The following is a 22,320-nucleotide window of genomic DNA, read 5'->3' on the forward strand; positions in this document are numbered from 1 at the left end:
CTCCCGGCGCCTTCAGTGCGCTCATTGCATCCACGCAGCCACTTCCATCCTCCGGTGATCCTGCAGCATGCGCAGTGCCTGCATCAGTTCCGGCGCCATCTCGCGGATCTCGTAGAGATGGGCTGATGTCAGTCGACGCAATAGCTCTTCTGCCTGCTCTGTCAACATGAGCGTCTGCCGGCGCTTGTGCTTCGTATCTATGGAGACAAGGCCGGCCTCCCGCAGCGAAGCGGCCAATTCGGCATTCTCAACTGCGGTAAGAATGAGCTTGTCGCCGAGGTTCGACAGGCTCATTCGCCCGCCGACGCCGAGCCCCTTGATCGCTAGCAGCGCCTGATGCTGCTGGCGCGTCAGGCCGAGTTTTTCCGCGGCCTTGCCGCTGAACTGGCGGAACTTGCGGATCCTGTATCTGAGATTGGCGAGCGCCTCATATTCGATTTCCGATAGCGCGCGATCATTATTCTGCATGGTTCCAGCTCCCGATTTTGGCTGTTGATTTATATCGTACTGCGATATATTTGCCGATTGAGTGAAGCCGTCAACAGGACCTGCAATGCCCCCTCAGAAAAATGCACATCGCCCCCATGATTTCATGGGCGGCCTCTCCCGGCGCGAAGCCGGGGATTTCACCACGGACAAACGTGTTCTTGCTCTCGTCGGCATGGCACTGATCGTCGGCACCGGCGGTGCCTTTGCCGCCTGGGTTCTGGTCAGCCTCATTTCGCTGGTGACGAATCTCGTCTGGTTCCACCGCTTCAGCATAACGGCCGTTTCGCTGGCCCTGGCGCCACGCTCCGTCTGGATGGTGCTCATTCCTGTCATCGGCGGCCTCGTCATCGGGCTGATGGCCCGTTTCGGCTCGGAAAAGATCCGCGGCCACGGCATCCCAGAAGCCATCGAGGCGATCCTGATCGGCGGCAGCCGCATGTCGCCCAAAGTGGCGGTGCTGAAGCCGCTCTCCTCGGCGATCTCGATCGGCACCGGCGGCCCCTTCGGTGCGGAAGGCCCGATCATCATGACGGGCGGAGCGATCGGCTCGCTCTTTGCCCAGTGCTTCCACCTGAGTTCGGCCGAGCGCAAGACGCTGCTGGTCGCAGGTGCTGCCGCCGGCATGACGGCGATCTTCGGCTCGCCGATTGCCGCCATCATGCTCGCCGTCGAACTCTTGCTATTCGAATGGAAGCCGCGCAGCTTTATCCCGGTCGCGGTCGCCGCCTGCGTATCGATCTGCTGGCGCCCCTTCCTGTTCCAGGCCGGCCCGCTCTTCCCCAAACAATTTCACATGGACCTGCCCTGGTGGGGCATCCTGCTCTGCGCGGCGATGGGCATCATCGCCGGCCTGCAATCCGGCCTTCTGACGACTCTGCTCTACAAGATCGAGGATCTCTTCGAGGCGCTGCCAATCCACTGGATGTGGTGCCCAGCCCTCGGCGGTCTCTTCATCGGCCTCGGCGGCCTGATCGAGCCCCGCGCGCTCGGCGTCGGCTACGATATCATCGACGCCCTGCTGAATAGTTCCATCCTGCCCGCCGCCGTGTTGACCATTCTCTTGGTGAAAGCTGCGATCTGGCTTATCGCCCTGTCGTCAGGTACGTCGGGCGGTGTTCTGGCGCCACTCCTGATCTTCGGCGGCGCGCTCGGCTGGCTGGTCGGCCTTTTCCTTCCGGGTGATCCCGGCTTCTGGGCCCTGCTCGGCATGGCCGCCATGATGGGCGGCACCATGCGAGCGCCGTTGACCGGCACCTTCTTCGCCGTGGAGTTGACGGGCGATGTCTCATCGCTGCTGCCGCTGCTGGCCGCGACCGTCTCCGCCTATGCGGTCACGGTGCTGCTGCTGCGCCGCTCGATCCTGACCGAGAAAATCGCCCGCCGCGGCCAGCACATCACCCGCGAATACGGTATCGATCCTTTCGAGTTTTCCCGGGCCCGCGACATCATGATCAAGGAGGTTGATACCTTCCCGGCGCACATGACGGTCGGAGAAGCGATCAATTTCTTCGTTACTACACCGAAGACCCATCGGGTCTATCCGGTTGTCAATCCCAAGGGGATCGTGAGGGGGCTGGTCTCGCGTGGCGATGCGCTGCGCTGGCAGCAGGATGGCACGCTCGCCGACCAGATGCTCGGCGATTTCGTCTCGGATACGTCACTGCCGGCAGCCCATCCCGACGATACGGTCGGTTATGTCGCCGATCTGATGCTGGCGACCGATGCCGGCCGCATTCCGATCGTCGACCCGGAAACCGGGCAGTTGCACGGCCTCGTCGCCCGCAAGGATCTGCTGCGGCTGCGCCATTCGCTGAGGGCAACCGAGACGGAGCGCCAGCCCTATTTAGGACCGCGAAGGCAGATGGGCGAAACGCAGGTGGACAAAGGACGCGCCTGAAGCTCGAGTACCAATGATATCAGCGAAAACCGCCGTCAGCCTATGACGGCGATGAACTGCTCGCTCAGCAGACGACGGCTAGCCCTCTTCGGCACCGCGATCGTTACCTAGTTAAGCCACCGGCGTCAGTGCCCGGCAGCGCCAACAAGGACGCTGGCCCGCCGGTACCCCATTACCGGCCGAGCCAGCGGTATTCCTGGATCGAAGCCTTGCCGGTCTTCTTGTCGTAGAGGCAGATCAGGTTGACGTTCTTCACCTTGCTCTTGCCCTTGCCCATCGAGCCGCGCAGGAGCACCGCAACCTTTCCTGTCGCATCGTCGAAGACGATGGGAGCGGTAGCCTCCGGCGTATCCATGCCTGATTGGCCGATGCAGGTGCCGTTCACCTTGGCGAAGAGCGCATTCCACGCGGCATCGTTGGAGGCGCCGGCATAGTGAGCCGAGAGCAGCATCACGGCTGCCGTGATCGTCATTTTGTTGATCATTTTTCAAACCTGTTACAACGGACGAATCGCCCTTCGCCTGGCAAACTGTTTGTGAGAAGCGAGCGAGGCTAAAAAAAGGCGGCGGATTGTCGCCTACTGCCGCAGCTTTACAAACCTTGCCCGTCGCGCACCGACCGCTATTTCCACGGCATGCGGCGGCTCAAGAGGCAAGCACAGATCCATGTTCCAGAAAGTCGACTGCGTCATCCTCAAGGTGCCGGACCTCGGCGAAGGCCTCGCCTTCTACCAGCATGCCCTCGGCCATAGACTGCTCTGGCGCACAGCCGATGCGGCCGGCCTTGCCATGGCCGATACGGACGCCGAACTGGTGCTGCACACCAAAGCAGGCCCCGAGGTGGATCTTCTGGTACCCGAACTTGCTCCCGCCCTCGAGCGTTTCGAGGCACTCGGCGGGAAACGGGTCTGCGAACCTTTCGAACTGCCGATCGGCATAGCGGCTGTCGTGCGTGATCCCTTCGGCAATGTTCTGACTATGCTGGATCAAAGCAAGGGTACGTTCACCACCGATGCCGACGGAAACGTGACGGGCGTGGAGCCCTAGCAGAGTTCAATGCGGCCCCAGAAACATTTCCGCGCCGAGCAGCAGCAGGCAGACGAGGAACCCGCGGCGGAAGGTTGACGGCGCAATCCGATCGCGCAACACCTTTCCCACCCACATGCCAGCCAGCGCCGGCAGGATCGCAAGCACAGAGAATGCAAGATTGCCGCCGTCGAATGCGCCGCGAAAGCCGAGAGACGCTGCGAGCGCGATGGTGGAGACGGTGAAGGACAAGCCGAGCGCCTGCACAAGATCATCCTTGGCGAGCCCCAGCGCCTGCAGATACGGTACGGCGGGGATGACGAAGACGCCGGTGCTGCCGGTCACCAGTCCCGTTACTGCACCAATGACTGGCGAAAGCCAGAGCTCCATCGCGCCTGGCACGCGGATTTGACGGGCAAACAGCGCATAGGCAGCATAGAGCACCAGCGCAGCACCGAGGCCCCGCGTCGTCAGGCCGCTATCGCCGCTCGCAAGCCATTCCGAACCAAGCATCGTCCCCGCAACGATGGCCGTCATCATCGGCCAGAACCGCCGCAGGAGAGCGCCGAAGCTCGGGCCTGCGAGCAATTGCCAGATATTGGTGACCGACGACGGCGCGATAAGCAGGCTTGCCGCCGTCAGCGGCGAGGTCAAAATACCCAATATGCCCATGGCGACCGTCGGAAGTCCCATGCCGGCGAGACCCTTGACGATACCGGCGGCAAAGAAGGTGGCGGTGACTGCTGACAGGAAGGTGAAGGAAAGATCGGACATGACGCATTGCTAGCAGCTTCAGAGATCGGCACAATGCGGAAGTCCCTCAGCCTTCCTTCGGCTGGTCCGAAGGCAGAAAATGGCCTACTCTCGCAAAATGCGTTTCGATCTCACCGACCTTCGCCTGTTTCTTGCCGTCGTCGATGCCGGCAGCATCACTCATGGGGCGGCAGATGCAGGGCTGTCTCTGGCTGCAGCAAGCGAGCGCCTGCGCGATATGGAGACGCTCGGTGAGGTCATTCTGCTGAAGCGCAGCCGCCGCGGCGTCTCGCAGACAGAGGCCGGAGAAGCCCTGGCCCACCACGCCCGCATCATCCTCAGCCAGATCAGGCAGATGCATGGCGAGCTTGGCGAATATGCGCGCGGGCTGCGCTCGACGATCAGCATTCTCGCCAACACGGCGGCCATATCGGAACATCTGCCCGAGAAGGTGGCGGACTGGATGGCAGCCAACCCGCAGGTGGATCTGCAGTTGAAGGAACGGCAGAGCGTCGAGATTGCCGGAAGTGTTGCGGCCGGCCGTGCCGAGATCGGCATCCTCTCTGCCGCGGCTGACATGGCCGGGCTGACGGCAAGGCCATTCGCCACCGATCGGCTCGTCGTCGCTGTCAGCAAGGGACACCCCCTGGCGCGGGAGCGCAACGTCCGTTTCGCCGATCTCGTCGACGAGCATTTCGTCTGCCTTGCCGCCGGCGCCCTGCAGGATCATATCGATGCGCAGGCAGGCCGCCTCGGCATCAGGCTGAAGACCCGCGTGCGGCTGCGCGATTTTCAGGCCGTTTGCCGGCTGGCGGGTGCAGGTGCCGGGATCGGCATCGTGCCCGAAATAGCCGCTCACCGTGCGAAACGGTGGTCGGGAATTGTCACTGTCGGCTTGTCGGATGGCTGGGCGACGCGGCAGCTGGTGGTCTGCACGGCAGAGCGGGCGGAATTGTCGCTCCATGCCCGCAGCCTTTTGAACCATCTTGCCCCCGCATAAAGACGCCTAACCAGCGCCTTTGAGGGCGGCTCCCGCTCAGCCACGAAAGCTCGCCGGACGCGTTATTCAAGGTTGTGCTCATACTCTTCCCGTGCAAGGCTGCCGCAAGCGGGAGGTAACTGTCATGAACGGTGCAGACAGCCTGTGCGATACGCTTCTGGCAAACAGTGTCAGCGTATGTTTTGCTAATCCGGTACGTCGGAAATGCATTTTGTCGCAGCGCTCGACCGCAAGCCCGCGATGCGCTGCGTTCTTGGCCTTTCCGAGGGCGTCGTGACGGGCGCGGCCGATGGTTATGCGCGCATGACCGACCGCCCGGCTGCAACATTGCTCCACACTGGGCCGGGTCTCGCCAATGGCCTTGCCAATCTCCACAATGCCCGGCGCGCCCGAGTCCGTTATCAACATCGTCGGTGATCATGCCTCCTACCATCTTCAGCTCGACGCGCCGCTGACATCGGATATCGAAAGCCTGGCGGGTGCTATGTCCAACTGGGTGCACCGCATCCGCAGCCCGGAAGAGATTGCCGGGGCGACGGAGGCCGCCTATCGTGCCTCATTGTCACCGCCCGGTGTGGCAACGCTCATCCTGCCGGCAGATGCGGCCTGGGGCGAGGTCGAAGCGGATCAGCCGATCAGGTTGCCTCTGCCGGTGCCGCCGGCGGTGAACATGGACGCCGTACGCGCGGTTGCCGCGGCCATCAGAGACACGCCCGGCGAAGCCGGAATTGTCGTCAGCGGTAGGGCTGCCCGCGCCGATTGTCTGGAGATCGCGGGAGCAATTGCGGCCGCCAGGGATGTGCGTCTCTTCAGCGAGATGCAACTGCCGAGGATCGAGCGCGGCCGCGGCCGTGTCGCCGTAACCCGCATCCCCTACCCGGTCGACGCCGCCCTGGACCTGCTGGCCGATATCGATGTGCTTGTATTGGTTGGCGCCCCCGAGCCGGTCGCCTTCTTTGCCTATCCCGGCAAACCTGGACGGCTTGTGCGCAAAGGCTGCAAGGTCCTGACGCTCGCAAGACATGGCGAGGATCTGAAAGGCGCGCTCGAAGCACTCAGCGACGAACTCGGCGTCAGGCCGTCGCAACCCCTGCCACGGGCAAGTGCAGCTTCCGACCATATCACGCCCTTCGGGCATCTGACCGAAGATGCGATCGCAGTGATGGTGGCGGAAAGACTTCCCGACAATGCCATCGTTTGCGACGAGGGCATCACCTCGGCCCGCCGCTTCTTCGAACTTTCGGCGGCTTCGGCGCCGCACGACTACCTGATGAACACCGGCGGCTCCATCGGTTGCGGCATACCGCTTGCAACGGGTGCGGCGATCGCCTGTCCCGATCGCAAGGTCATCGATCTGCAGGCCGATGGCAGCGGCATGTACACGGTGCAGGGCCTGTGGACGCAGGCGCGCGAAATCTCGACGTGGTGACGATCATCTTCGCCAACCGCGCCTACGCCGTGCTGCATGCCGAAATGCGCAATGTCGGCGTCCACGGAATCGGCGAGAACGCCCGGCGGATGATGGACCTCGATCACCCCGCCTGGGACTGGGTGCTGATCGCCAAGGGCATGGGCGTCGATGCCGCGGGCGCGCATAGCTGCGAGCAATTTGCCGATCTCTTCGAAAGTGCGCTCAGGCGCCGCGGACCGTTTCTCATCGAAGCGATCATCTGAGCGTTCAGGTAACCCGGTTGGCAATCCCGCCTTCGAAGCATAGCATTCCGGTCTCAAACCGAAAGCCGAGACCGATAATGACAGCGTCATCCGTGCAAACCTCGCCGCAAATCCTGCTGACCAGTTCCGGGCGGGCGTGGAGCGGGCTCGCGGCCGAATTCCTGCATATTCCGCGCGGCCTCTCCCGTGTACCGGGCGGTGACATGCATCGTCTGGGGATCCATTTCGGTCCTCCCGTCAATGCGGATTGTCGCTGCGGCGGCCGGCGCATGCGCCGCGTGCAGAAACCCGGCGATATCGATGTCATTCCCGCCGGTCTCGACGGGTCCTGGGAGGATGATGCCGACTGCCGGATCCTGCGTGTGGGGCTCGATCCCGGGCGGCTTGCTCAGGTCGCCGGAGAACTCGGGCGGGATGCCGGCCAGATCGAGCTGCAGCCGAGATTCCAGCTGCGAGACGCCGGCATCGAGGCGATCTGCCGGGCGATCAAGGCGGATCTGGAAGCCGATATCCCGTCCGATCCGCTCTATATCGATCTTCTCGCCAATGCTCTCGCCATCCGGCTGATCGAGACGGCGAGCGGTGCTTCAAGGATGCCCGAAACTCGCAACACTCAGAAGCTTTCCGCACGACAGCTGCGGGTGCTGACGGAATTCATAGAAACCAACCTGGACCGGAAGCTGCATCTGGCGGACCTTGCGATCGTTGCCGGTCTCAGCGTCACGCGGCTGAAGAGCCTGTTTCGGAACAGCACTGGCGTTCCGGTGCACCAATATGTCATGCGCCGCCGGGTCGAATATGCCCGCGCCCTGATGACAACGACCGATATGGCTGCAAGCGAGATCGCGCTCGCCGCAGGCTTTGCCCATCAGAGCCATATGGCAACAACGATGCGCCGGCTCACTGGCCAGACGCCCGGCGAAATCCTCCGCGAAGTCGGCGAATTCCGCCCGAAATTGCAAAGACTGGCCTGAATTTGTGCGACGCCTCCGGTGCGGCCTTCTAGTCCTTGCGCATCATCAGCAAGGAGAAGGACATGATTGCAATCCTCGGAGCTGCCGGAAAGGTCGGCTATTCGACCGCCGGGGTGCTGCGCGAGGCAGGTGTGCCCGTGCGCGCCATTCTGCGCGATCCGTCGAAGGCTGGCCGGCTGACCGCCACCGGCTGCGACGTCGCATTTGCCGATCTGCAGGACGCCAGGGCACTTGCCGCAGCGATATCGGGCGCGGAGCGTGTTCAGGTCATTCTGCCAGCCAACCCGCGGGCCGAAGATATAAAGGGCGACATGCGCCGCTCCATCGAAAGCATCGCCGAGGCATTGGAAGAGGCGCGCCCCGCCCTCGTACTGGCCATTTCCGATTACGGCGCCCATCTCGGCGAAGGCTTCGCGATGCCGAGCATGTTCCACATATTCGAGCAGCGCCTTCGCCAGCTGGATATGCACCGGATATTCCTGCGCTCGGCCGAGCATATGGAAGGCTGGGGCCGCGTTGCGCCGGCAGCGATCGCAACCGGCATTCTGCCGAGCTTTCATGACCCGGTCGAAAAGCGGATCCCCAATGTCTCTGCACAGGATGTCGGCCGTATTGCCGCCGATCTCCTGCTGCGGCCCGACATCGAAATGCGCGAGCAGATCATCCACGCGGAAGGTCCGCGCCGCTATAGCGCGAGCGATGTGGCGGCCGCACTGAGCGAGCTATCGGGGCGCACGATCACCGCTCGAGCGCTGCCCCGTTCGCAATGGCGCGAAATCCTGGGCCGGATGGTGAGCGCCAGCGCCGCGGATCTTTTGACCGAGCTTTACGACGTTCACAGCAAGGGTGGTCTCATCGATGTCGAACCGAATGCGCGTGATGTCCGCTATGGCACGACCGAGTTGATCAACGCGCTTCGGCCTATTGTCGCCGTACGGTGACGACCGATCGCAGCTTCGTCCCAGTTGATCGATAAGGGAACCGGGTGCGTGTGAAGGAGGTTTATCACGCAGGAACAGGAGGTCCCCATGATCCGTAAGCTGAAATCAGGCGAATATCGACTCTACTCCCGCAAGCCCGACCCAAAAACGCACAAGCGCAAGAACCTCGGCACCTTCAAGACACGCGAAGCCGCCGAGAAGCATGAGCGCGAGGTGCAGTATTTCAAACATCACTAGAGCGATGCCGCGGGAGGATCGCCGCGCCTCAACGGCCGACCATGCCCTTGGGATCATCCCGATAAGGGTCGCGGCGGTTGGGGTCGCTGTAATAGGTCCGGTATCCGCCGCTTGAAAAGGTCTCTCGATAGGTGCCATTGAGCTGCTGATGCGTCTGCGAGTATAGATCTCCATTGCGATACGTGTTGTAGCCGCCGCCGAGATTCTGCTCTCTGATATAGGTGTTCTCTGAACTGTCAGTGGAGCACGGAGCCGAAACCAGCTCGCAGGAAGCAGACGCATTCCCGGCAGTGAGCATGAAAATTCCAAAGAAAACCGCCTTCATGCAAACTCCTTTTCGCGAATTGGGCATCGTGTACGAGGACAATGTAACTTAACGGCGAAAAAGAACAAACAGAAAACATCTCGGCCGTTTCCGCTGCCCCTTTTAATAGATCAAATGTTAAACTGCGCCTGTGATGATCCGGTCCGAATACCCAAGCAGACAGGCGGCGCGATAATGAGTGAATGGTTGACGGCGGCGAAGCAATGGGCGCGAACCGTGAAACGCGATGTGGTCGCGCTGTGGATTGCAGCGCGGGACAGTCGCACACCCACCATGGCCAAGATCGTTGCAGGGGCGGTTGCCGCCTATGCGCTTTCGCCCGTCGATCTCATCCCGGATTTCGTGCCGGTGCTCGGCTATCTCGACGATCTCATCATCGTTCCGCTCGGCATCCTCATCGCCATCCGCCTCATTCCAGTGCCTTTGATGGCGGAATTCAGGGAAAGGGCCGCACACCGGGCGCAGCGCCCAGTCAGTCGTTCGGGCCTTGTCGCGATCGTGCTGATCTGGTTGCTCCTGGCCGCCCTCGGTATCTGGTTTGTGTGGAAGCTGTGGCATCGCTGACGCGGAACCACGCTTTCACCGGGCCTGCTCCCGCACGAAGGCGCTGCGTAGCCAGTCGAGGAAATGATTCGCAGCCGGTGAGAGCGTTCGGCCGGGCTTCATGATCGCCACAAAACCATCCTCGTAAGTCAGGAACTCCGACCGCTCCACCAGCTTCCCGCTTTTCAGCTCATTCAGAGCAAAACGCCGCTCCACCAGTGCGACGCCAAGCCCGGTCACGGCAGCGCTGACACAGAGATGCATATGCGGGAAATAGAGCTCCGACTGCGCCGAGATCCTGTGCCCTGTCGCCGCCTGCCAATTCGTCCATTGTTCGCTCATATGGTCGGGCGAAATGCGGGTCTGGAAGCTGAATCCATCGCCTTCCGCACGAACGGGATAATCCGGCGCCGACACCAGACCGAAAGAGACGGAGGCGAGCGGCACATGGTCGCCCTCCACCCGCGGCCGTGACAGACGATCCCAGCTCAGCGTGAAATCCACGCCATCCCTCGCCCGGTTCGTGCCACCGTCACGCGCGCTCGACGACATGGAAAGTTGCACACGGCAGTTCGGATGGAGGCTGTAGAATTCCGCCAGACGCGGCACGAGCCAGACCATGGCGAAGGTGGCGCTGCAGGCAATATGCACACTCGCCTCGTTTCGGCTCGCTTTCAGCTCCTGATAGCGCTCTTCCAGAAGATCGAAGGCGCGCGACACGGTGGCAAAGAAGGCCGCTCCGTCCTCGTTCAGCCGAAGCCCCGTCCCCGATTTCTCGAAGACGGCAATACCAAGCTGCTCCTGCAGAAGCTGCAGCTGCTTGGAAATGGCCCCATGGGTACGCCCCAATTCATCGGCGGCCCGTGTCACCGAGCCGAGACGTGCCGTGGCTTCGAAGGCCCGGAGATAGGACAAGGGCGGCAGATTGCGGGCCACGGCTTCCTCATATGTGAGCTTTTGTAACAATCAAGGTCAAGATAATGCGCTTTTCCAACGTCTGAAACCGACATAAAACCATTACAAATCAGCAAAACGAGTGGAATTACGATTTCAGGTCTCCGTTAACTATAGGTGAGTTTTGCCAACAGAGAAAGGAAATTTCATCATGCATATGACAGAGACACTCCGCCTGTGGCGCGAACGCTGGACTGAACGCCGCCTTTTCGCCCGCGAGCTGGATATGCTCCCCGACGAGACGCTTCGGGATTTCGGCATGACCCGTGAAGCCGCCTACGAGCAGAGCCATCGGCCTTTCTGGCGCGCGTAGTCGCTGAAGAGGAGGTCATGCCGGCAATTGCCGATGCCACAAGAGCTCGACCGGATGGAAGGCAACCAGCGAAATCCGGTGCAGGCTTGCGCTCATCGGCTGCCAGAGGCCCATCGCCCCGCTCACTGCTGCTCCCGCCTCCTCCGGGGTCAGTTGCTCCCCGAGCGTCACATGCGGCACCCAGTTTCCGGGCAGATAATAGGACCAGCAGGCCGCCCCAGCCGAGTCGACGGCCGCATGGAAATCCCGATGCAGGGCAAGCAGCTCGGCGGAGACGACGGGTGCTGCGAAGAGGACCGGTGCCGGCCCGGGAAAAAGACCGAGGCTCGCAAGCTTGACGACAGGCGTGCGCATGCCGTCGCTGAACCGGTCGAGCGCTCCGATAAGAGGCTCGGGGTCGAGCCCGTCATAGACGGCAAGCGATATATGCGGCTCGATGCTCAGCCGACGCGGGGTCCTGGCATTGGGCGAAACACGCTCGACATGCTCGACGATCGGCTGAAGCTCTGCGGCGCTGTACGGATCCAGCTCCATAAAAACGGCAAAGGGCAAGACGTCACCAGCATGTTGGCAGCATCGGTAACGTCATTATCAGGTCAATCGGAGCCGCGCGGCAAGCAGGTTGCCGCCGGCCTCTTCGCTTTCCCCTATGCCGGCGGCATCTTCTCGAATTTTGGCACTGCTGGATCGAGATGATCCCACGCGTATCCGGCTGCCGTCCAGGATACCAGTTGGGGCTGGTAGCGGCTCGGGTCGTCGAGGCTTGCCGGCGTGACGATGAAGACCTCGGGCATGGCAGGGAACGTCATGTAGACCGCTGAGCCGCATGTCGGGCAGAAGCCGCGGTCCTTGACGGTTCCGTCGTCGCCGACCGTCTGCCACGTGGATGCCTCTCCCTCGACCTTTACGTCCGCAGCGACAAACGTCAGGTGCGATTGGTGCCCGGTGCCGCTGGAGCGCTGACATTGCCGGCACTGGCAATCGACCATGACGGCCGGTTCGGCTGCGATTTCGTAGCGGATCGCGCCACAGGCGCAACCGCCCGTGTAGGACTTGCTCATATCTTTCTCCTGTTCTTTTAATGCTGGGTCTGGGAAGAGGCCTGTTCGGAGACCACGGCGTCGAGCCTCTTGACCACCGTTTTCCAGCCCTCGCCCATGTTGCGATAGGCGATGTCATTCTTCGGAAGCACGAAGCCGGAATGAACGAGGCGCAGGCGTGTGCCTGCATCGGCCCTGGCGAGGGTGAAGGTGACCACCGTCTCCAGCTTCGAGCCGTAGCCATCATCATTGCTCTCGTGGCCGCCCCTCCACGCATAGGACAGAAGTTCGTTCGGCACGACGTCGAGCACCTCGCACTGGATGGTGCCGTCCCATTCGCCGGCCGGCTTGGTCTGAAAGGTGAAGCGGTTGCCGACGACAGGTGCAAATCCGTCCGGCGCCATCAGCCAGCGGCCGATCAACTCGCCGCTGGTCAGCGCCTTCCAGATGATCTCGGGCGCATGCGGGAAGACTTCGTCGACCACGATGGCCTGTGTGTCGGCGGCGTGCCTTCCGGGATTAATGGCTTGGTTCATGGGTCGATTTCCTTCAACAGCTTTCTGAGATCGGTGAAGCGTTCGCGCCAGAAGATGCCGTAATGGCTCATCCAGTCGGCCAGCGGCTCGAGGCCACCGGGTTCGGCGCGGTAATAAACCTTGCGGCCCTCGGGGCGCTCGCTGACGAGGCCCGCCTGTTTCAATGATTTGAGATGCTGGGAGATGGCGCCCTGCGTAACATTGCTGCCGCGGGTCAACTCCACCACCGTGATTTCTTCGGAATTGACGATGCGCTCGAACACGGCCCGCCGGGTGGGATCGGCAAGGGCGCGCATGACAGCGGTTATGGTTTCGGCTTCGATCATGGAAAATCAAATAGCCAACACTAATCAATTAGTCAATACTATTGAATGTGTTGCGCATCGAAAAACGCGGAGCAACGCGCGTGATGCCTTACGATCTGGTGTCGGTGCGATCATCCGGCTCGGTTCGGGCGCGGCCTGCCGCATCGAGCGCCTGCACGCTGACGGCGGCGACAAGGCCTGTCAGTATAATGCCGCAAAGACCGATCGGCACGATCAGGATGCGCCCCATCGTGGCCTTGGGCGCAAGGTCGCCGTAGCCGATCGTCAGGCCGGTGACGAAGGTAAAATACAGGCTCTCGCCGACGCCCCAGCCCTCGATCCAGCCGATGATGGCGCCGGCCCCGAGCATGACGATCAGCACGCCGGAATAAATTGGCCAGAGGATGCGGATCTGGTGGAAAAGCGCCGCGAAGAACAGCCGTCTCATCCGTGTACTCGATTGAAATGTCGTGCCGATTTTTGTCGTCATGTCCCTGCTTTTCTCTTTCCGCAATCCACCGGAACCTGTCCCCAGCTGCCGATCGGCAGGGCGAATGATCAGGACGGATTTGCCGGCGGTAGAACGAACAGCGTGAAGGCGAAAATCCCGTAAAGCGCCAGAGCCATGACCCCCGCATACCAGGCGCCGCGTCCTCCATTGGACAGGAGCGTAGCGGCGAGCGTGGCAACGATCATCATCGTCACCGCGCCGCGCCAGAATTGCAGCGTCATGGGTTCCGGGCCGACGAAATAGCTGACGACCACCAGCACAGGCGCGACGAAGAGCGCGATCTGGGCAGCACTGCCGAGCGCGATCCCGACGCTGAGATCCAGCCGGTTGGTACGGGCCGCTGAAAAGGCTGTCGTCATTTCCGCAGCTGCGCCCACCAGCGCCACGACGATGAAGCCAACGAAGGCCGGCGTCATGCCGAGATGTTCGGCAGCGACCTGCACCGATCCGACGAAGATTTCGCTGACCAGCGCCACTAGCAAAGTGACGACGACGAGGAGCACGAGAGCCAGTGTCATCGGCCAGGGCTTCTCTTCCTCTTCGCCGCCGTGGCTGATGCTGGCGAAAAGCTCCTTGTGTGTGCGCAGTGAAAAGAACATGCCGAGTGCGTAGACGACGATGAGCAGGATCGATAGCCCGAGGCTCAGTGTCTGTGAAACCGCGGGGGCCGGCGGTTGATCCACTTCACTGATCAGCGACGGGACGAGAACCGCGATCGTTGCCAGGAACAGCATACAGGCCTGGAAACGCGCGTTGACCCTGTTGAATTCCTGAACGTGATGCTTGAGTCCGCCGAGCAGGAACGAACCGCCCAGCATGAACAGCGTATTGGTGACGATCGCGCCCGCCACGGACGCCTTGACGAGCAGATATTGCCCCGCCTGCAGTGCCGCCAGTGAAATGACGAGCTCGGTCAGGTTCCCGAGGGTGGCATTGAGCAGTCCGCCGACCGCGTCTCCCGTCTTCGCGGCAACCGCCTCGGTTGCCCGGCTCAGGAGAGCGGCAAGAGGTATGATCGCCACCACCGATAACAGGAATAACAGCGTGTGCGAGTCAGGCCTAAGCCGTTCCAGCACGATGACGACAGGTACGAAAACGATCAGCGCAAGAAGAGGCGATTGATGGACCTCGTCCATGATGACCCTTCCTGCTGAAGACGACGGGGTAACCGAAGGTCCTTCCGCAAGCTTGCCCATGCTGCATCTCCCCACAAGACGAGCAACCAACGCCCAGTTTTACCACCGTCCCCTTTTGTTGTCGCGGCATCCCGCACCGGTCCATTGGTTTTCGCGCAGATACATTGCGATACAAAAAGCCCTGATGGCGGAAACATTCCCCATTCATTCCCCTGTTCAAATGGCCCTCGTCGCCCCAAGGGGTTTCAACCAATCTGACGGAAGGATAGACCGATGAGGACCATCATGATCATGGCAGCGGGCGCACTGATTGTTGCCGGCGCAATGCAGCTGACCAAGGCCAGCGCCGAAGAGCCCATTCAGCGTACCGATCTGGTGCAGAACGATATTGACGTGCCCGGCCATGAGGCCGTCCAGGTCCGCGTCGATTTCGCCCCTGGCGCCCTCGCCCCCAGACATCACCATCCGGGCGAAGAGATCGCTCATGTCCTCGAAGGTTCGCTGGAATATCAGCTCGATGGCGAGACACCGGTGACGCTTCAGGCCGGGCAGTCGCTCTTCATCCCCTCGGGCGTTGCCCATTCGGCAAGGAATGTCGGCAATGGCAAGGCTTCGGAACTGGCGACCTATATCGTCACCAAGGGCTCGCCGCTCGTCGTGCCGGAAAAATAACCGGAGGCGGAAGATGCGGGACCACCTCGCCTCTCGCCGCCGCCACGGGCTCGGCGAACAGAACCGTGATCAGCACGATCCAGCGTCACCATACGGTGACGCCCTCACCTCACCACATCGTCTTGGCTGCGCGCGCCGGCCATTCGCGGTCGTAGGTCTCATGATCGAAATCGCCGACCGCGTCCTTCAGCATCTGGCCGGGCGTCGGCAATTTGGCCGGGTCGACGAAATGATCGGTATTCCACAACTCGGCACGTATGACGGCGCGAGCGCACTGGAAATAAACCTCAACGATATCGATGACGATGACCGTGCGCGGATGTTTGCCCTCCATCTCGAAGCTCTTGAGCAGCGCCTCGTCATTGGAGACGACGCCGCGGCCGTTGATGCGCATTACCGTATTGGAGCCGGGAATGAGGAACATCAGCGACAGGCGCGGATCGCGTACGATGTTGGAGAGCGAATCGACGCGGTTGTTGCCGCGCCAGTCGGGCAGATGCAGGGTCGCATCGTCGATGATGCGTACCACGCCGCCGATATCGCCGCGCGGCGAACAATCGAGCCCTTCCGGGCCGACGGTGGCCAGCGCCACGAAGGGCGAAGCCTCGATCATCCCGCGATAGAGCGGTGTCAGCTTCTTCGTTACCTTATCGACGGACGCCTGTGAAAGCCCCCCGCCATAGATTTCGTTGAGCTCTTCGATCGTGCTGATGATTTTCATCCATATCCCGCCATGCTGCCCGCCGCCTGACCTGCGACCGGGCGGACGCTACACCGATGCGCGGCGCGCCGGAAGCTCAAAAATCGGAATGATCTCAGCATCTTTCTTGATGTCTTCTTCGGCAAGAAAGGCAACGACTTCATTGAGCACCGGCCCTGCCGAGATGATGCGGCGATGGCCGAAGCCGTTCGCCCAGGAAAGCCGAACATGATTGCCCGAGGCCGCATAGCGCCGTGCATGGGCGGCACCGACTTCCTTGTCGTCCTCTGCATGGATGACGAGCACCGGTTTGCCGATGTTTGCCGCCTTCTTGCCGGCGTCGAAATCCTCAAGTCTCCGCCCGGTTATCCGCTGCACGACATCTTCAAGGGCTGCCTGCGCGGCCGGCTTCAGCCGCAGCATCCGGCCGAAATCCGTAAACAACCATTGCATTTCGCTCGGCGAACCGATCAGCACCAAACGCTCGGCCGAGACCGGCTTGACGTCAGGCAGGATGGCGGAGGCTGAAACCATGAGCGCCGCCCCGCCGAAGGAATGGCCGATGACCGCATCGAAGCGGCCGAACCGCCCCTCGGCTGCAGCGATTGCTTTCACCGCCAGCGCCATATGCAGGAAGCGACCGCCGGCGCGGCCATGGCCGGGAAAATCGAGCGCGATCACTTCCGCACCCGTGGCCGCCAGCATCGTCACGAGATCGGCCATATAGGCCATGCCGGAGCCCCAGCCATGGGTGACGAGATAGCGCTTGCGCCGGCCGAGTGCTCCGCCGTTCAGCCGGTAAGCATGGGCACGCCTGCCATCGACCGGCAACGTGAACTGTTCAGCACCGGCAAGCTTGGCGACGCCAGCAGCATGGGCGGCCTTCGCCTTCCCTCCTTTCGGCCTTGCAGAGGGTGTGCGGCAGAACAGCCGGAAGGCCGCCTCGCCGGCCAGACGCGGAGAAACGGATTGCATGAGCGAAAATCCGAGGCGCGTGACCTCAAGCGTAAAGTTTGCCATGATGGGAATCCGATAATGTTCAACACTGAACAATAAAGTACAACGATGAACAAAAATCAATCCCTGCCCTGGGATCATCCGCGTTTTAGAAGCTGGATCGCGGTGGCTCGCGCCTGCCAGCTCATGCAGCAGTCCCTGGCCCGCTCGCTTTCCGATCTCGACATCAAGCCGCCGCATCTCGATATTCTCGTCAATCTCTACCGCTTCGAAGGCATTTCGCAGCAGGAACTGGCAAGAAAGCTGCTGGTCGGCCGCTCCAACATGAGCATGCTGCTGCCACAGATGGAAAAGCGCGGGCTTATCATCCGCCGCGACGACGAGCGCGACAAGCGCGTACTGCGCCTGCACCTCACACCCGAAGGCCGCAAGCTGACCGAAGAGGCCATGGCCATCCAGACGGCCCTCATCGAGCGCACATTGTCTGCCGAGCCGATCGAGCAATGCATGGCAACCGCCGATTCGATGGAGCGCATCATCGGTGTGCTGCTGCAGGACTTGAGGGACGAGGAATAGCTAGAAACTGGAGCGGGATGCCGGATCATATGGGATTTCGGATGACACCCCGCTCCGCCACCGAGGTCGTCAATCGCCGCCCGCAGGATTACGATCGACCGAACGACCTGCCTATGAGTAATCGAAATGCACGGGAGGCCGGATCGTCGTTCGTTCTGTCGTGCCAGATCAGGTTTACGGCAGTTTTCAGTGTCGGCGCCGGCGCTTTAAGAACGCTGAGGCCGAATTGCTCTTGAAAGACATCGACCAAGTTTGCCGGAAGCGTGGCCACGAAATCCGTTTCAGCCGCGACAGCCGCGGCTGCGACAAAGCTCGGGACTGTCATGGCGACATGGCGCTCGATGCCGGCATCGGCATAAAGTCGTGCCAGTCCGCGGTAACCGCGACCCGGCGCCACCTGTACCTCGACATGCTCGAGCTTCGACAACCGAGCCTTGGTGATGCGTTCTCCTGCGCTCGGATGGCTGCGCCGCGCTACGAGCACGCTTGTCTCGCTGCGAAGGGGCGAGATGTGAACCCCTGGCGCCGTGTCTTCAATAGCGGCAATCGCAACGTCTACCTCGGTGCTTGGAGGGCCGCCAAGGGACAGGTAGGTGTCGATGCCGACGATACGAAGTCGGGCACGAGGCATTTCGGAGGACATCAGTCGACCAAAAGCAGGAAGCCAAGAAATCTGCCCGGCATCGGAAACTGCGATTGTGAACTGACGTGTGGTTGTCGCCGGATCGAAGGCCTGGCTCTGTACCGCGCGTTTAAGCTCCTCAAGCGCGCTCTTGAGTGCAGGCGCAAGCTCCAAACCACGCGGCGTCGCCACAACCCCACGCCCGCTGCGGACAACGAGCGGATCGCCAATGAATGTTCGCAATCTGGCGAGCGCGTTGCTGACTGCCGAGGGAGTCACATGCAGGCGCTCTGCGGCGCGCGCCACGCTGCCTTCGGTAAGCACCGCGTCAAGAGTGACGAGAAGGTTGAGATCGATATGGGTTAAGCTCACGGTTGGTGAGCATATCCCTCATGAAACATAACTGGCAAGAACGAATGTGATGCTGCACTGTATGTTCGCAAGAGCATGGAGGCGAATATGACAAGAGTTGCTACGATTGGGACATTCGGAATCAAATCGGGGCGGATGGACGAGTTCATTTCCCTGCAGAGAGAGTTCGCGATGTCGCGATGCTTGGCCGGCCTCGTGGGAGGCCGGATGTATCGCAACCGGGAAGGCACGAAGGCGGTCCTGGTCAGCCAATTTGAATCGGTCGAAGCCCAGGAAGCAATCATGGGAAGCGCCGAATTGCGGAGCCACATCGAGAAACTGCGGGAGATGGTCGATTCCTCCAGTCCCGACATCTACGAGGAAGCCTACACATATGGCGAATTCAAATAGGAATGCGTCGAGACTTAGCGCGCCATGCGTCCATTTGGATGCAGAAAGGATTCTAAGTCTTTGAATCCGAAATCGGTTCCGATTTTCGGGCCGATGCTGTAGCGATACCACGCTTCGCCGATGGGCTTGTCGCCTGCATCGTTCGGGTGGCAGGCCCGGTTCGGGACGCCGAACCCTAGTGCAGCACCGGTCCGGCCGGACCGCGTGTCAGCGATCGGTATTCCCAAGCGGCTACGATGATCAGCACCAGCGCCGCCAGAATGCCCATCACATAGACCTGCACGAACGGAGCCGCGAAGGCGCAGAGGATCAGGATGACGATGCCGGCGAGATGCGAGAGCGGCATCCGTCCGCTGGTCGCCCCCTTGAACCAGAGATTACCGATCAGAAAGAGTCCGGAGCCGCCGAGCACGGAGGCGGCGATCGCGAGATTGCCGGTCTCATGCGGATGTTCGAACATGAACTCCACCGCCACCGCATGGACGATGATGCCGGCCAGGATCGGGATATGCGCATAGGTGAAGGCCTGCCGCGCAAGGCTTCCCGGTGTATCGGCATGTTCGATGCGGTGGGCCGCCCGCTGATGGCCGAAGCGGAAATAGAGCCACCACATGGCGACCGTGCCGACGAAGCCGATCAGGAAGACGACGCCGGTCATGACCGAGAATTCCATTTCGGAGAAGGTGCGGCCGGACACCAGGATCGCTTCGCCGAGGCAGATGATGATGAAGAGCGCGCAGCGCTCCGCCATATGCGCACCGGAAACGTCCCATTCCTCGGTCTTCGACTTGCCGAGGCCCGGCACAGCAAAGCCTAAGGCTGGGCCGCAATATTCGATCAGAAGCGCGATCACCCAGCAGGTCAGCCGCGCCTCGTGCTCCAGAAGCCCGCCTGATATCCAGAACACGCCGGCTACGGCAAGGTAGGTGGTGATGCGCACGAAGTTGATCGTGGCCGAGCGGCCTGCGGCCCGCATCGCATAGGTGGTGAAGGCCGAGCGGCCGACCTGCATCAGCACATAGGCCGAGGCGAAAAGCAGGCCCTTATCGCCGAAGGCCTCCGGAATGGAGGCCGAGAGAACAAGGCCGAGCAGCATCAGCACGATCAACATGGATCGCACTGGCATGCGTTCCGGGTCGAGCCAGTTCGTCACCCATGCGGTGAAGATCCAGACCCACCAGACGGCAAACATCATCAGAGCCGCTTCGACGGCGCCGAGCAGCGTGTAATGCGCAAATAGCGCATGCGAGAGCTGGGAGACGGAAAAGACGAAAACGAGATCGAAGAAGAGTTCCAGGAATGTGACCCTGCTGCCGGTATGCCCATGGGCTCTCAGCCAGCTCTCGTTGTGCGTTTCCGTCATGTGCCCCATTTCCCCCGTCGTGCCAGTTGATATCAGCGCGGCTTTTCCGCCACGTCCCGACTCATCCCCTTTGCCTTCAGCTCTTCCTCATAAGCTGAAAAGAGCTCGAATGCGCGCTCGCCGAGTTCGCGCAGATAGGTCCACGTATAGATGCCGGTATCGTGCATGTCGTCGAAGCCGATGCGCACGGCATAATTGCCCGTGGGTACGACGGAGATGATGGTGATGTTGCGCTTGCCCGGCACCGTGACTTTCTGCCCTGGCCCGTGGCCCTGCACTTCGGCGGACGGCGACAAGACGCGCAGAAGCTCAGCCGAAAGATGAAAGCTTTGCCCGTCGTTGAAGCTTACCACCAGCCTCTGGCGGTCTTTCGAAACCCTGATTTCGGTCGGCCAGATATCGCTCATCATTATGTCCTCTTCTCATGCGAGGAGTAGGCGTTGATCTTTTTCAGCGCAAGCTCAATTTGGCTTGGCCCCGCGGCCTGTTTCCCTTGACGCCACAATAGCATATGCCACATTGAAATGAGTATGGAGACGGACGTGAATACGAGTGTTGGAACGATTGGTGATGCCTACCCGATGGTTTCGGATAAAACTCCGATGATCGATCCCTTCGGACGTGCGGTCACCTATCTGCGCGTCTCTGTCACCGACCGCTGCGATTTCCGCTGCACCTATTGCATGGCGGAAAATATGACCTTCCTGCCTAAGAAGGATCTCTTGACGCTGGAAGAGCTCGACCGGCTCTGTTCCGCCTTCATCGCCAAGGGTGTACGCAAGATCCGGCTGACCGGCGGCGAGCCCCTGGTGCGCAAGAACATCATGTATCTGGTACGTCAGCTCGGCCGCCAGATTGGTTCGGGCCTCGACGAGCTGACGCTCACCACCAACGGCTCGCAGCTCGCCCGTCATGCCGAAGAACTCTATGAGTGCGGCGTGCGCCGCATCAATGTCTCGCTCGACACGCTCGATCCGGACAAATTCCGCAAGATCACTCGCTGGGGCGATTTCGCCAAGGTGATGGAAGGCATCGATGCCGCCCAGAAGGCGGGCTTGAAGATCAAGCTCAATGCCGTGGCGCTGAAAGGTTTCAACGAGACGGAAATACCCGACATGCTGCGTTTCGCGCATGGCCGCGGCATGGATCTGACCGTCATCGAAACCATGCCGATGGGCGAGATCGAGGAAGACCGCACCGACCAGTATCTGCCGCTGTCGAAACTCAGAGCCGATCTGGAACAGCAGTTCACCCTCGCCGATATCGACTACCAGACCGGCGGCCCTGCCCGGTATGTGAGGGTCGCGGAAACCGGCGGCCGGCTCGGCTTCATCACCCCGCTTACCCATAATTTCTGCGAGAGCTGCAACCGGGTACGGCTGACCTGCACCGGAACGCTCTACATGTGCCTCGGCCAGAACGACGCCGCCGACCTGCGATCGGCGCTGCGCGCCACCGAAGACGATGGCCTGCTGCATGCGGCGATCGACGAGGCGATTACCCGCAAGCCCAAAGGCCACGATTTCATCATCGACCGCACCCACAAGCGGCCTGCTGTCGCCCGGCATATGAGTGTGACCGGGGGCTGATCGATGGCAGAGCGACCTCCCGCTTTGGCGCTCTGTCTTCCACGAAAAAGCCCCGCAAAAAGCGGGGCCAGATCATACAGATGGGGTTCTTCTGAAATCCAATTGTATCAGTGCCAGGTCTGGCGGCTGTACCAGCTGTCCACATCACTGCGGACGCGGTCCTTTTCGTAGCCATAGCGTTCCTGCAGCTTGCCTTCGAGCTGCTCGCGACGCCCGTTGATCTGGTCGAGGTCATCGTCAGTAAGCCTGCCCCACTGTTCCTTGACCTTGCCCTTCATCTGCTTCCAGTTGCCTTCAACACGGTTCCAATCCATCACGGTCTTCTCCTTCGTTGGACATGATCTGAAAACGACCGGACCGCCTAATTGTTCAAAAGAAAAACCCGCGATGCGAGCACCGCGGGTTCTCGGATATCATTCCTGACGC

At 61.3% G+C, this 22,320-nt stretch carries 29 protein-coding genes and 1 pseudogene; 13 read left to right on the forward strand and 17 right to left on the reverse strand.

Annotated elements, in window-relative coordinates:
- Positions 1-21: 21 nt before the first annotated feature.
- Positions 22-468 (reverse strand): winged helix DNA-binding protein, encoded by a 447-nt coding sequence (locus EV281_RS04515; RefSeq protein ID WP_132651709.1) that lies wholly within the window; start codon positions 466-468, stop codon positions 22-24.
- 85 nt (positions 469-553) lie between these two features.
- Here EV281_RS04515 and EV281_RS04520 point away from each other — a divergent pair, with 85 nt between their 5' ends.
- On the forward strand, positions 554-2,386 hold the full coding sequence (locus tag EV281_RS04520; RefSeq protein ID WP_132651710.1) for a chloride channel protein: 1,833 nt from the start codon (positions 554-556) through the stop codon (positions 2,384-2,386).
- Positions 2,387-2,558: 172 nt separating this feature from the next.
- On the opposite strand, the gene EV281_RS04525 is transcribed toward EV281_RS04520, so the two are convergent.
- A complete protein-coding gene (locus EV281_RS04525) occupies positions 2,559-2,870 on the reverse strand; it encodes a hypothetical protein (RefSeq protein ID WP_132651711.1) in 312 nt (103 codons plus the stop codon).
- A 181-nt stretch (positions 2,871-3,051) separates the two neighbouring features.
- Between EV281_RS04525 and EV281_RS04530 the strand changes: the two genes are divergently transcribed.
- Positions 3,052-3,432 carry a VOC family protein gene (locus EV281_RS04530; RefSeq protein ID WP_132651712.1) on the forward strand — a complete coding sequence of 127 codons (381 nt, stop codon included), beginning with the start codon at positions 3,052-3,054 and terminating at the stop codon, positions 3,430-3,432.
- Between the two features lie 6 nt (positions 3,433-3,438).
- On the opposite strand, the gene EV281_RS04535 is transcribed toward EV281_RS04530, so the two are convergent.
- Positions 3,439-4,185 carry a sulfite exporter TauE/SafE family protein gene (locus tag EV281_RS04535; protein WP_132651713.1) on the reverse strand — a complete coding sequence of 249 codons (747 nt, stop codon included), beginning with the start codon at positions 4,183-4,185 and terminating at the stop codon, positions 3,439-3,441.
- Between the two features lie 97 nt (positions 4,186-4,282).
- Here EV281_RS04535 and EV281_RS04540 point away from each other — a divergent pair, with 97 nt between their 5' ends.
- From EV281_RS04540 to EV281_RS04560, 5 genes and pseudogenes are all read left to right on the forward strand, one after another.
- A complete protein-coding gene (locus tag EV281_RS04540) occupies positions 4,283-5,164 on the forward strand; it encodes a LysR family transcriptional regulator (RefSeq protein WP_132652008.1) in 882 nt (293 codons plus the stop codon).
- Positions 5,165-5,288: 124 nt separating this feature from the next.
- Positions 5,289-6,838: pseudogene (locus EV281_RS04545) on the forward strand (acetolactate synthase large subunit).
- A 77-nt stretch (positions 6,839-6,915) separates the two neighbouring features.
- Positions 6,916-7,812 carry an AraC family transcriptional regulator gene (locus EV281_RS04550; protein WP_132651714.1) on the forward strand — a complete coding sequence of 299 codons (897 nt, stop codon included), beginning with the start codon at positions 6,916-6,918 and terminating at the stop codon, positions 7,810-7,812.
- 62 nt (positions 7,813-7,874) lie between these two features.
- Complete coding sequence (locus EV281_RS04555; protein WP_132651715.1) at positions 7,875-8,753, forward strand: NAD(P)H-binding protein; 879 nt, start codon at positions 7,875-7,877, stop codon at positions 8,751-8,753.
- Between the two features lie 87 nt (positions 8,754-8,840).
- Entirely contained in the window at positions 8,841-8,990 is a 150-nt protein-coding gene (locus EV281_RS04560) for a hypothetical protein (protein ID WP_132651716.1), read from the forward strand.
- Positions 8,991-9,018: 28 nt separating this feature from the next.
- Here the strand turns inward: EV281_RS04560 and EV281_RS04565 are convergent, their stop codons facing one another.
- Positions 9,019-9,315: a hypothetical protein gene (locus EV281_RS04565; RefSeq protein WP_132651717.1), complete on the reverse strand. Its 297-nt coding sequence runs from the start codon at positions 9,313-9,315 to the stop codon at positions 9,019-9,021.
- 174 nt (positions 9,316-9,489) lie between these two features.
- Between EV281_RS04565 and EV281_RS04570 the strand changes: the two genes are divergently transcribed.
- Positions 9,490-9,879: a YkvA family protein gene (locus tag EV281_RS04570; RefSeq protein ID WP_132651718.1), complete on the forward strand. Its 390-nt coding sequence runs from the start codon at positions 9,490-9,492 to the stop codon at positions 9,877-9,879.
- Positions 9,880-9,894: 15 nt separating this feature from the next.
- On the opposite strand, the gene EV281_RS04575 is transcribed toward EV281_RS04570, so the two are convergent.
- Positions 9,895-10,794, reverse strand: a complete 900-nt coding sequence (locus EV281_RS04575; RefSeq protein ID WP_165911833.1) for a LysR substrate-binding domain-containing protein — start codon at positions 10,792-10,794, stop codon at positions 9,895-9,897.
- Between the two features lie 169 nt (positions 10,795-10,963).
- On the opposite strand from EV281_RS04575, the gene EV281_RS04580 reads away from it, so the two are divergent.
- Positions 10,964-11,125, forward strand: a complete 162-nt coding sequence (locus tag EV281_RS04580; protein WP_132651720.1) for a DUF1127 domain-containing protein — start codon at positions 10,964-10,966, stop codon at positions 11,123-11,125.
- Between the two features lie 15 nt (positions 11,126-11,140).
- On the opposite strand, the gene EV281_RS04585 is transcribed toward EV281_RS04580, so the two are convergent.
- The 6 genes from EV281_RS04585 to cax form a co-directional block, all read right to left on the reverse strand.
- Positions 11,141-11,677 (reverse strand): 2'-5' RNA ligase family protein, encoded by a 537-nt coding sequence (locus EV281_RS04585; RefSeq protein WP_132651721.1) that lies wholly within the window; start codon positions 11,675-11,677, stop codon positions 11,141-11,143.
- 95 nt (positions 11,678-11,772) lie between these two features.
- Positions 11,773-12,186, reverse strand: a complete 414-nt coding sequence (locus EV281_RS04590) for a GFA family protein (RefSeq protein ID WP_132651722.1) — start codon at positions 12,184-12,186, stop codon at positions 11,773-11,775.
- A 17-nt stretch (positions 12,187-12,203) separates the two neighbouring features.
- Positions 12,204-12,701 (reverse strand): SRPBCC domain-containing protein, encoded by a 498-nt coding sequence (locus EV281_RS04595; protein WP_132651723.1) that lies wholly within the window; start codon positions 12,699-12,701, stop codon positions 12,204-12,206.
- Positions 12,698-13,027, reverse strand: a complete 330-nt coding sequence (locus tag EV281_RS04600) for a metalloregulator ArsR/SmtB family transcription factor (RefSeq protein WP_132651724.1) — start codon at positions 13,025-13,027, stop codon at positions 12,698-12,700. The genes EV281_RS04595 and EV281_RS04600 overlap by 4 nt, the downstream gene beginning before the upstream one ends.
- 88 nt (positions 13,028-13,115) lie before the next feature.
- On the reverse strand, positions 13,116-13,496 hold the full coding sequence (locus tag EV281_RS04605) for a potassium channel family protein (RefSeq protein WP_245508213.1): 381 nt from the start codon (positions 13,494-13,496) through the stop codon (positions 13,116-13,118).
- A gap of 68 nt (positions 13,497-13,564) precedes the next feature.
- On the reverse strand, positions 13,565-14,713 hold the full coding sequence (gene cax / locus EV281_RS04610) for a calcium/proton exchanger (RefSeq protein WP_132651725.1): 1,149 nt from the start codon (positions 14,711-14,713) through the stop codon (positions 13,565-13,567).
- Positions 14,714-14,926: 213 nt separating this feature from the next.
- Between cax and EV281_RS04615 the strand changes: the two genes are divergently transcribed.
- Positions 14,927-15,325 carry a cupin domain-containing protein gene (locus EV281_RS04615; RefSeq protein WP_132651726.1) on the forward strand — a complete coding sequence of 133 codons (399 nt, stop codon included), beginning with the start codon at positions 14,927-14,929 and terminating at the stop codon, positions 15,323-15,325.
- A gap of 109 nt (positions 15,326-15,434) precedes the next feature.
- Here EV281_RS04615 and EV281_RS04620 read toward each other — a convergent pair whose 3' ends face one another.
- Both EV281_RS04620 and EV281_RS04625 read right to left on the reverse strand, forming a co-directional pair.
- Entirely contained in the window at positions 15,435-16,046 is a 612-nt protein-coding gene (locus EV281_RS04620; RefSeq protein WP_132651727.1) for a pyridoxamine 5'-phosphate oxidase family protein, read from the reverse strand.
- A 48-nt stretch (positions 16,047-16,094) separates the two neighbouring features.
- A complete protein-coding gene (locus tag EV281_RS04625) occupies positions 16,095-17,045 on the reverse strand; it encodes an alpha/beta fold hydrolase (RefSeq protein ID WP_132651728.1) in 951 nt (316 codons plus the stop codon).
- A 45-nt stretch (positions 17,046-17,090) separates the two neighbouring features.
- On the opposite strand from EV281_RS04625, the gene EV281_RS04630 reads away from it, so the two are divergent.
- The gene (locus EV281_RS04630; protein WP_132651729.1) at positions 17,091-17,558 is read left to right on the forward strand and encodes a MarR family transcriptional regulator; all 468 of its coding nucleotides are present in this window, start codon (positions 17,091-17,093) and stop codon (positions 17,556-17,558) included.
- An 88-nt stretch (positions 17,559-17,646) separates the two neighbouring features.
- Here EV281_RS04630 and EV281_RS04635 read toward each other — a convergent pair whose 3' ends face one another.
- Positions 17,647-18,552 (reverse strand): LysR family transcriptional regulator, encoded by a 906-nt coding sequence (locus EV281_RS04635; RefSeq protein ID WP_132651730.1) that lies wholly within the window; start codon positions 18,550-18,552, stop codon positions 17,647-17,649.
- 135 nt (positions 18,553-18,687) lie between these two features.
- On the opposite strand from EV281_RS04635, the gene EV281_RS04640 reads away from it, so the two are divergent.
- Complete coding sequence (locus EV281_RS04640; RefSeq protein ID WP_132651731.1) at positions 18,688-18,942, forward strand: hypothetical protein; 255 nt, start codon at positions 18,688-18,690, stop codon at positions 18,940-18,942.
- Positions 18,943-19,117: 175 nt separating this feature from the next.
- Here EV281_RS04640 and EV281_RS04645 read toward each other — a convergent pair whose 3' ends face one another.
- Together EV281_RS04645 and EV281_RS04650 are read right to left on the reverse strand one after the other, a co-directional pair.
- On the reverse strand, positions 19,118-20,305 hold the full coding sequence (locus tag EV281_RS04645; protein ID WP_132651732.1) for a low temperature requirement protein A: 1,188 nt from the start codon (positions 20,303-20,305) through the stop codon (positions 19,118-19,120).
- A gap of 32 nt (positions 20,306-20,337) precedes the next feature.
- On the reverse strand, positions 20,338-20,712 hold the full coding sequence (locus EV281_RS04650; protein WP_132652010.1) for a DUF971 domain-containing protein: 375 nt from the start codon (positions 20,710-20,712) through the stop codon (positions 20,338-20,340).
- A gap of 135 nt (positions 20,713-20,847) precedes the next feature.
- Between EV281_RS04650 and moaA the strand changes: the two genes are divergently transcribed.
- Positions 20,848-21,894: a GTP 3',8-cyclase MoaA gene (gene moaA, locus EV281_RS04655; RefSeq protein ID WP_132651733.1), complete on the forward strand. Its 1,047-nt coding sequence runs from the start codon at positions 20,848-20,850 to the stop codon at positions 21,892-21,894.
- A gap of 107 nt (positions 21,895-22,001) precedes the next feature.
- Here moaA and EV281_RS04660 read toward each other — a convergent pair whose 3' ends face one another.
- Entirely contained in the window at positions 22,002-22,208 is a 207-nt protein-coding gene (locus EV281_RS04660; protein WP_132652011.1) for a CsbD family protein, read from the reverse strand.
- Positions 22,209-22,320: the final 112 nt, after the last annotated feature.

The sequence above is a fragment of the Rhizobium sp. BK418 genome (assembly GCF_004341105.1).
In the GTDB taxonomy this organism is placed as follows: domain Bacteria; phylum Pseudomonadota; class Alphaproteobacteria; order Rhizobiales; family Rhizobiaceae; genus Rhizobium.

Excerpts from the sequence above, each read along its gene's own strand:
- EV281_RS04650 (WP_132652010.1), bottom strand. The coding sequence starts at position 20,712 with ATGAGCGATATCTGGCCGACCGAAATCAGGGTTTCGAAAGACCGCCAG.
- EV281_RS04620 (WP_132651727.1), bottom strand. The coding sequence starts at position 16,046 with ATGAAAATCATCAGCACGATCGAAGAGCTCAACGAAATCTATGGCGGG.
- EV281_RS04570 (WP_132651718.1), top strand. The coding sequence starts at position 9,490 with ATGAGTGAATGGTTGACGGCGGCGAAGCAATGGGCGCGAACCGTGAAA.
- EV281_RS04640 (WP_132651731.1), top strand. The coding sequence starts at position 18,688 with ATGGACGAGTTCATTTCCCTGCAGAGAGAGTTCGCGATGTCGCGATGC.
- EV281_RS04660 (WP_132652011.1), bottom strand. The coding sequence starts at position 22,208 with ATGGATTGGAACCGTGTTGAAGGCAACTGGAAGCAGATGAAGGGCAAG.
- EV281_RS04605 (WP_245508213.1), bottom strand. The coding sequence starts at position 13,496 with ATGACGACAAAAATCGGCACGACATTTCAATCGAGTACACGGATGAGA.
- EV281_RS04525 (WP_132651711.1), bottom strand. The coding sequence starts at position 2,870 with ATGATCAACAAAATGACGATCACGGCAGCCGTGATGCTGCTCTCGGCT.
- EV281_RS04625 (WP_132651728.1), bottom strand. The coding sequence starts at position 17,045 with ATGGCAAACTTTACGCTTGAGGTCACGCGCCTCGGATTTTCGCTCATG.
- EV281_RS04515 (WP_132651709.1), bottom strand. The coding sequence starts at position 468 with ATGCAGAATAATGATCGCGCGCTATCGGAAATCGAATATGAGGCGCTC.
- EV281_RS04580 (WP_132651720.1), top strand. The coding sequence starts at position 10,964 with ATGCATATGACAGAGACACTCCGCCTGTGGCGCGAACGCTGGACTGAA.
- EV281_RS04540 (WP_132652008.1), top strand. The coding sequence starts at position 4,283 with ATGCGTTTCGATCTCACCGACCTTCGCCTGTTTCTTGCCGTCGTCGAT.
- EV281_RS04600 (WP_132651724.1), bottom strand. The coding sequence starts at position 13,027 with ATGATCGAAGCCGAAACCATAACCGCTGTCATGCGCGCCCTTGCCGAT.
- EV281_RS04615 (WP_132651726.1), top strand. The coding sequence starts at position 14,927 with ATGAGGACCATCATGATCATGGCAGCGGGCGCACTGATTGTTGCCGGC.
- EV281_RS04565 (WP_132651717.1), bottom strand. The coding sequence starts at position 9,315 with ATGAAGGCGGTTTTCTTTGGAATTTTCATGCTCACTGCCGGGAATGCG.
- EV281_RS04520 (WP_132651710.1), top strand. The coding sequence starts at position 554 with ATGCCCCCTCAGAAAAATGCACATCGCCCCCATGATTTCATGGGCGGC.
- cax (WP_132651725.1), bottom strand. The coding sequence starts at position 14,713 with ATGGGCAAGCTTGCGGAAGGACCTTCGGTTACCCCGTCGTCTTCAGCA.
- EV281_RS04645 (WP_132651732.1), bottom strand. The coding sequence starts at position 20,305 with ATGACGGAAACGCACAACGAGAGCTGGCTGAGAGCCCATGGGCATACC.
- EV281_RS04630 (WP_132651729.1), top strand. The coding sequence starts at position 17,091 with ATGAACAAAAATCAATCCCTGCCCTGGGATCATCCGCGTTTTAGAAGC.
- EV281_RS04555 (WP_132651715.1), top strand. The coding sequence starts at position 7,875 with ATGATTGCAATCCTCGGAGCTGCCGGAAAGGTCGGCTATTCGACCGCC.
- EV281_RS04535 (WP_132651713.1), bottom strand. The coding sequence starts at position 4,185 with ATGTCCGATCTTTCCTTCACCTTCCTGTCAGCAGTCACCGCCACCTTC.
- EV281_RS04550 (WP_132651714.1), top strand. The coding sequence starts at position 6,916 with ATGACAGCGTCATCCGTGCAAACCTCGCCGCAAATCCTGCTGACCAGT.
- EV281_RS04595 (WP_132651723.1), bottom strand. The coding sequence starts at position 12,701 with ATGAACCAAGCCATTAATCCCGGAAGGCACGCCGCCGACACACAGGCC.
- EV281_RS04590 (WP_132651722.1), bottom strand. The coding sequence starts at position 12,186 with ATGAGCAAGTCCTACACGGGCGGTTGCGCCTGTGGCGCGATCCGCTAC.
- EV281_RS04560 (WP_132651716.1), top strand. The coding sequence starts at position 8,841 with ATGATCCGTAAGCTGAAATCAGGCGAATATCGACTCTACTCCCGCAAG.
- EV281_RS04530 (WP_132651712.1), top strand. The coding sequence starts at position 3,052 with ATGTTCCAGAAAGTCGACTGCGTCATCCTCAAGGTGCCGGACCTCGGC.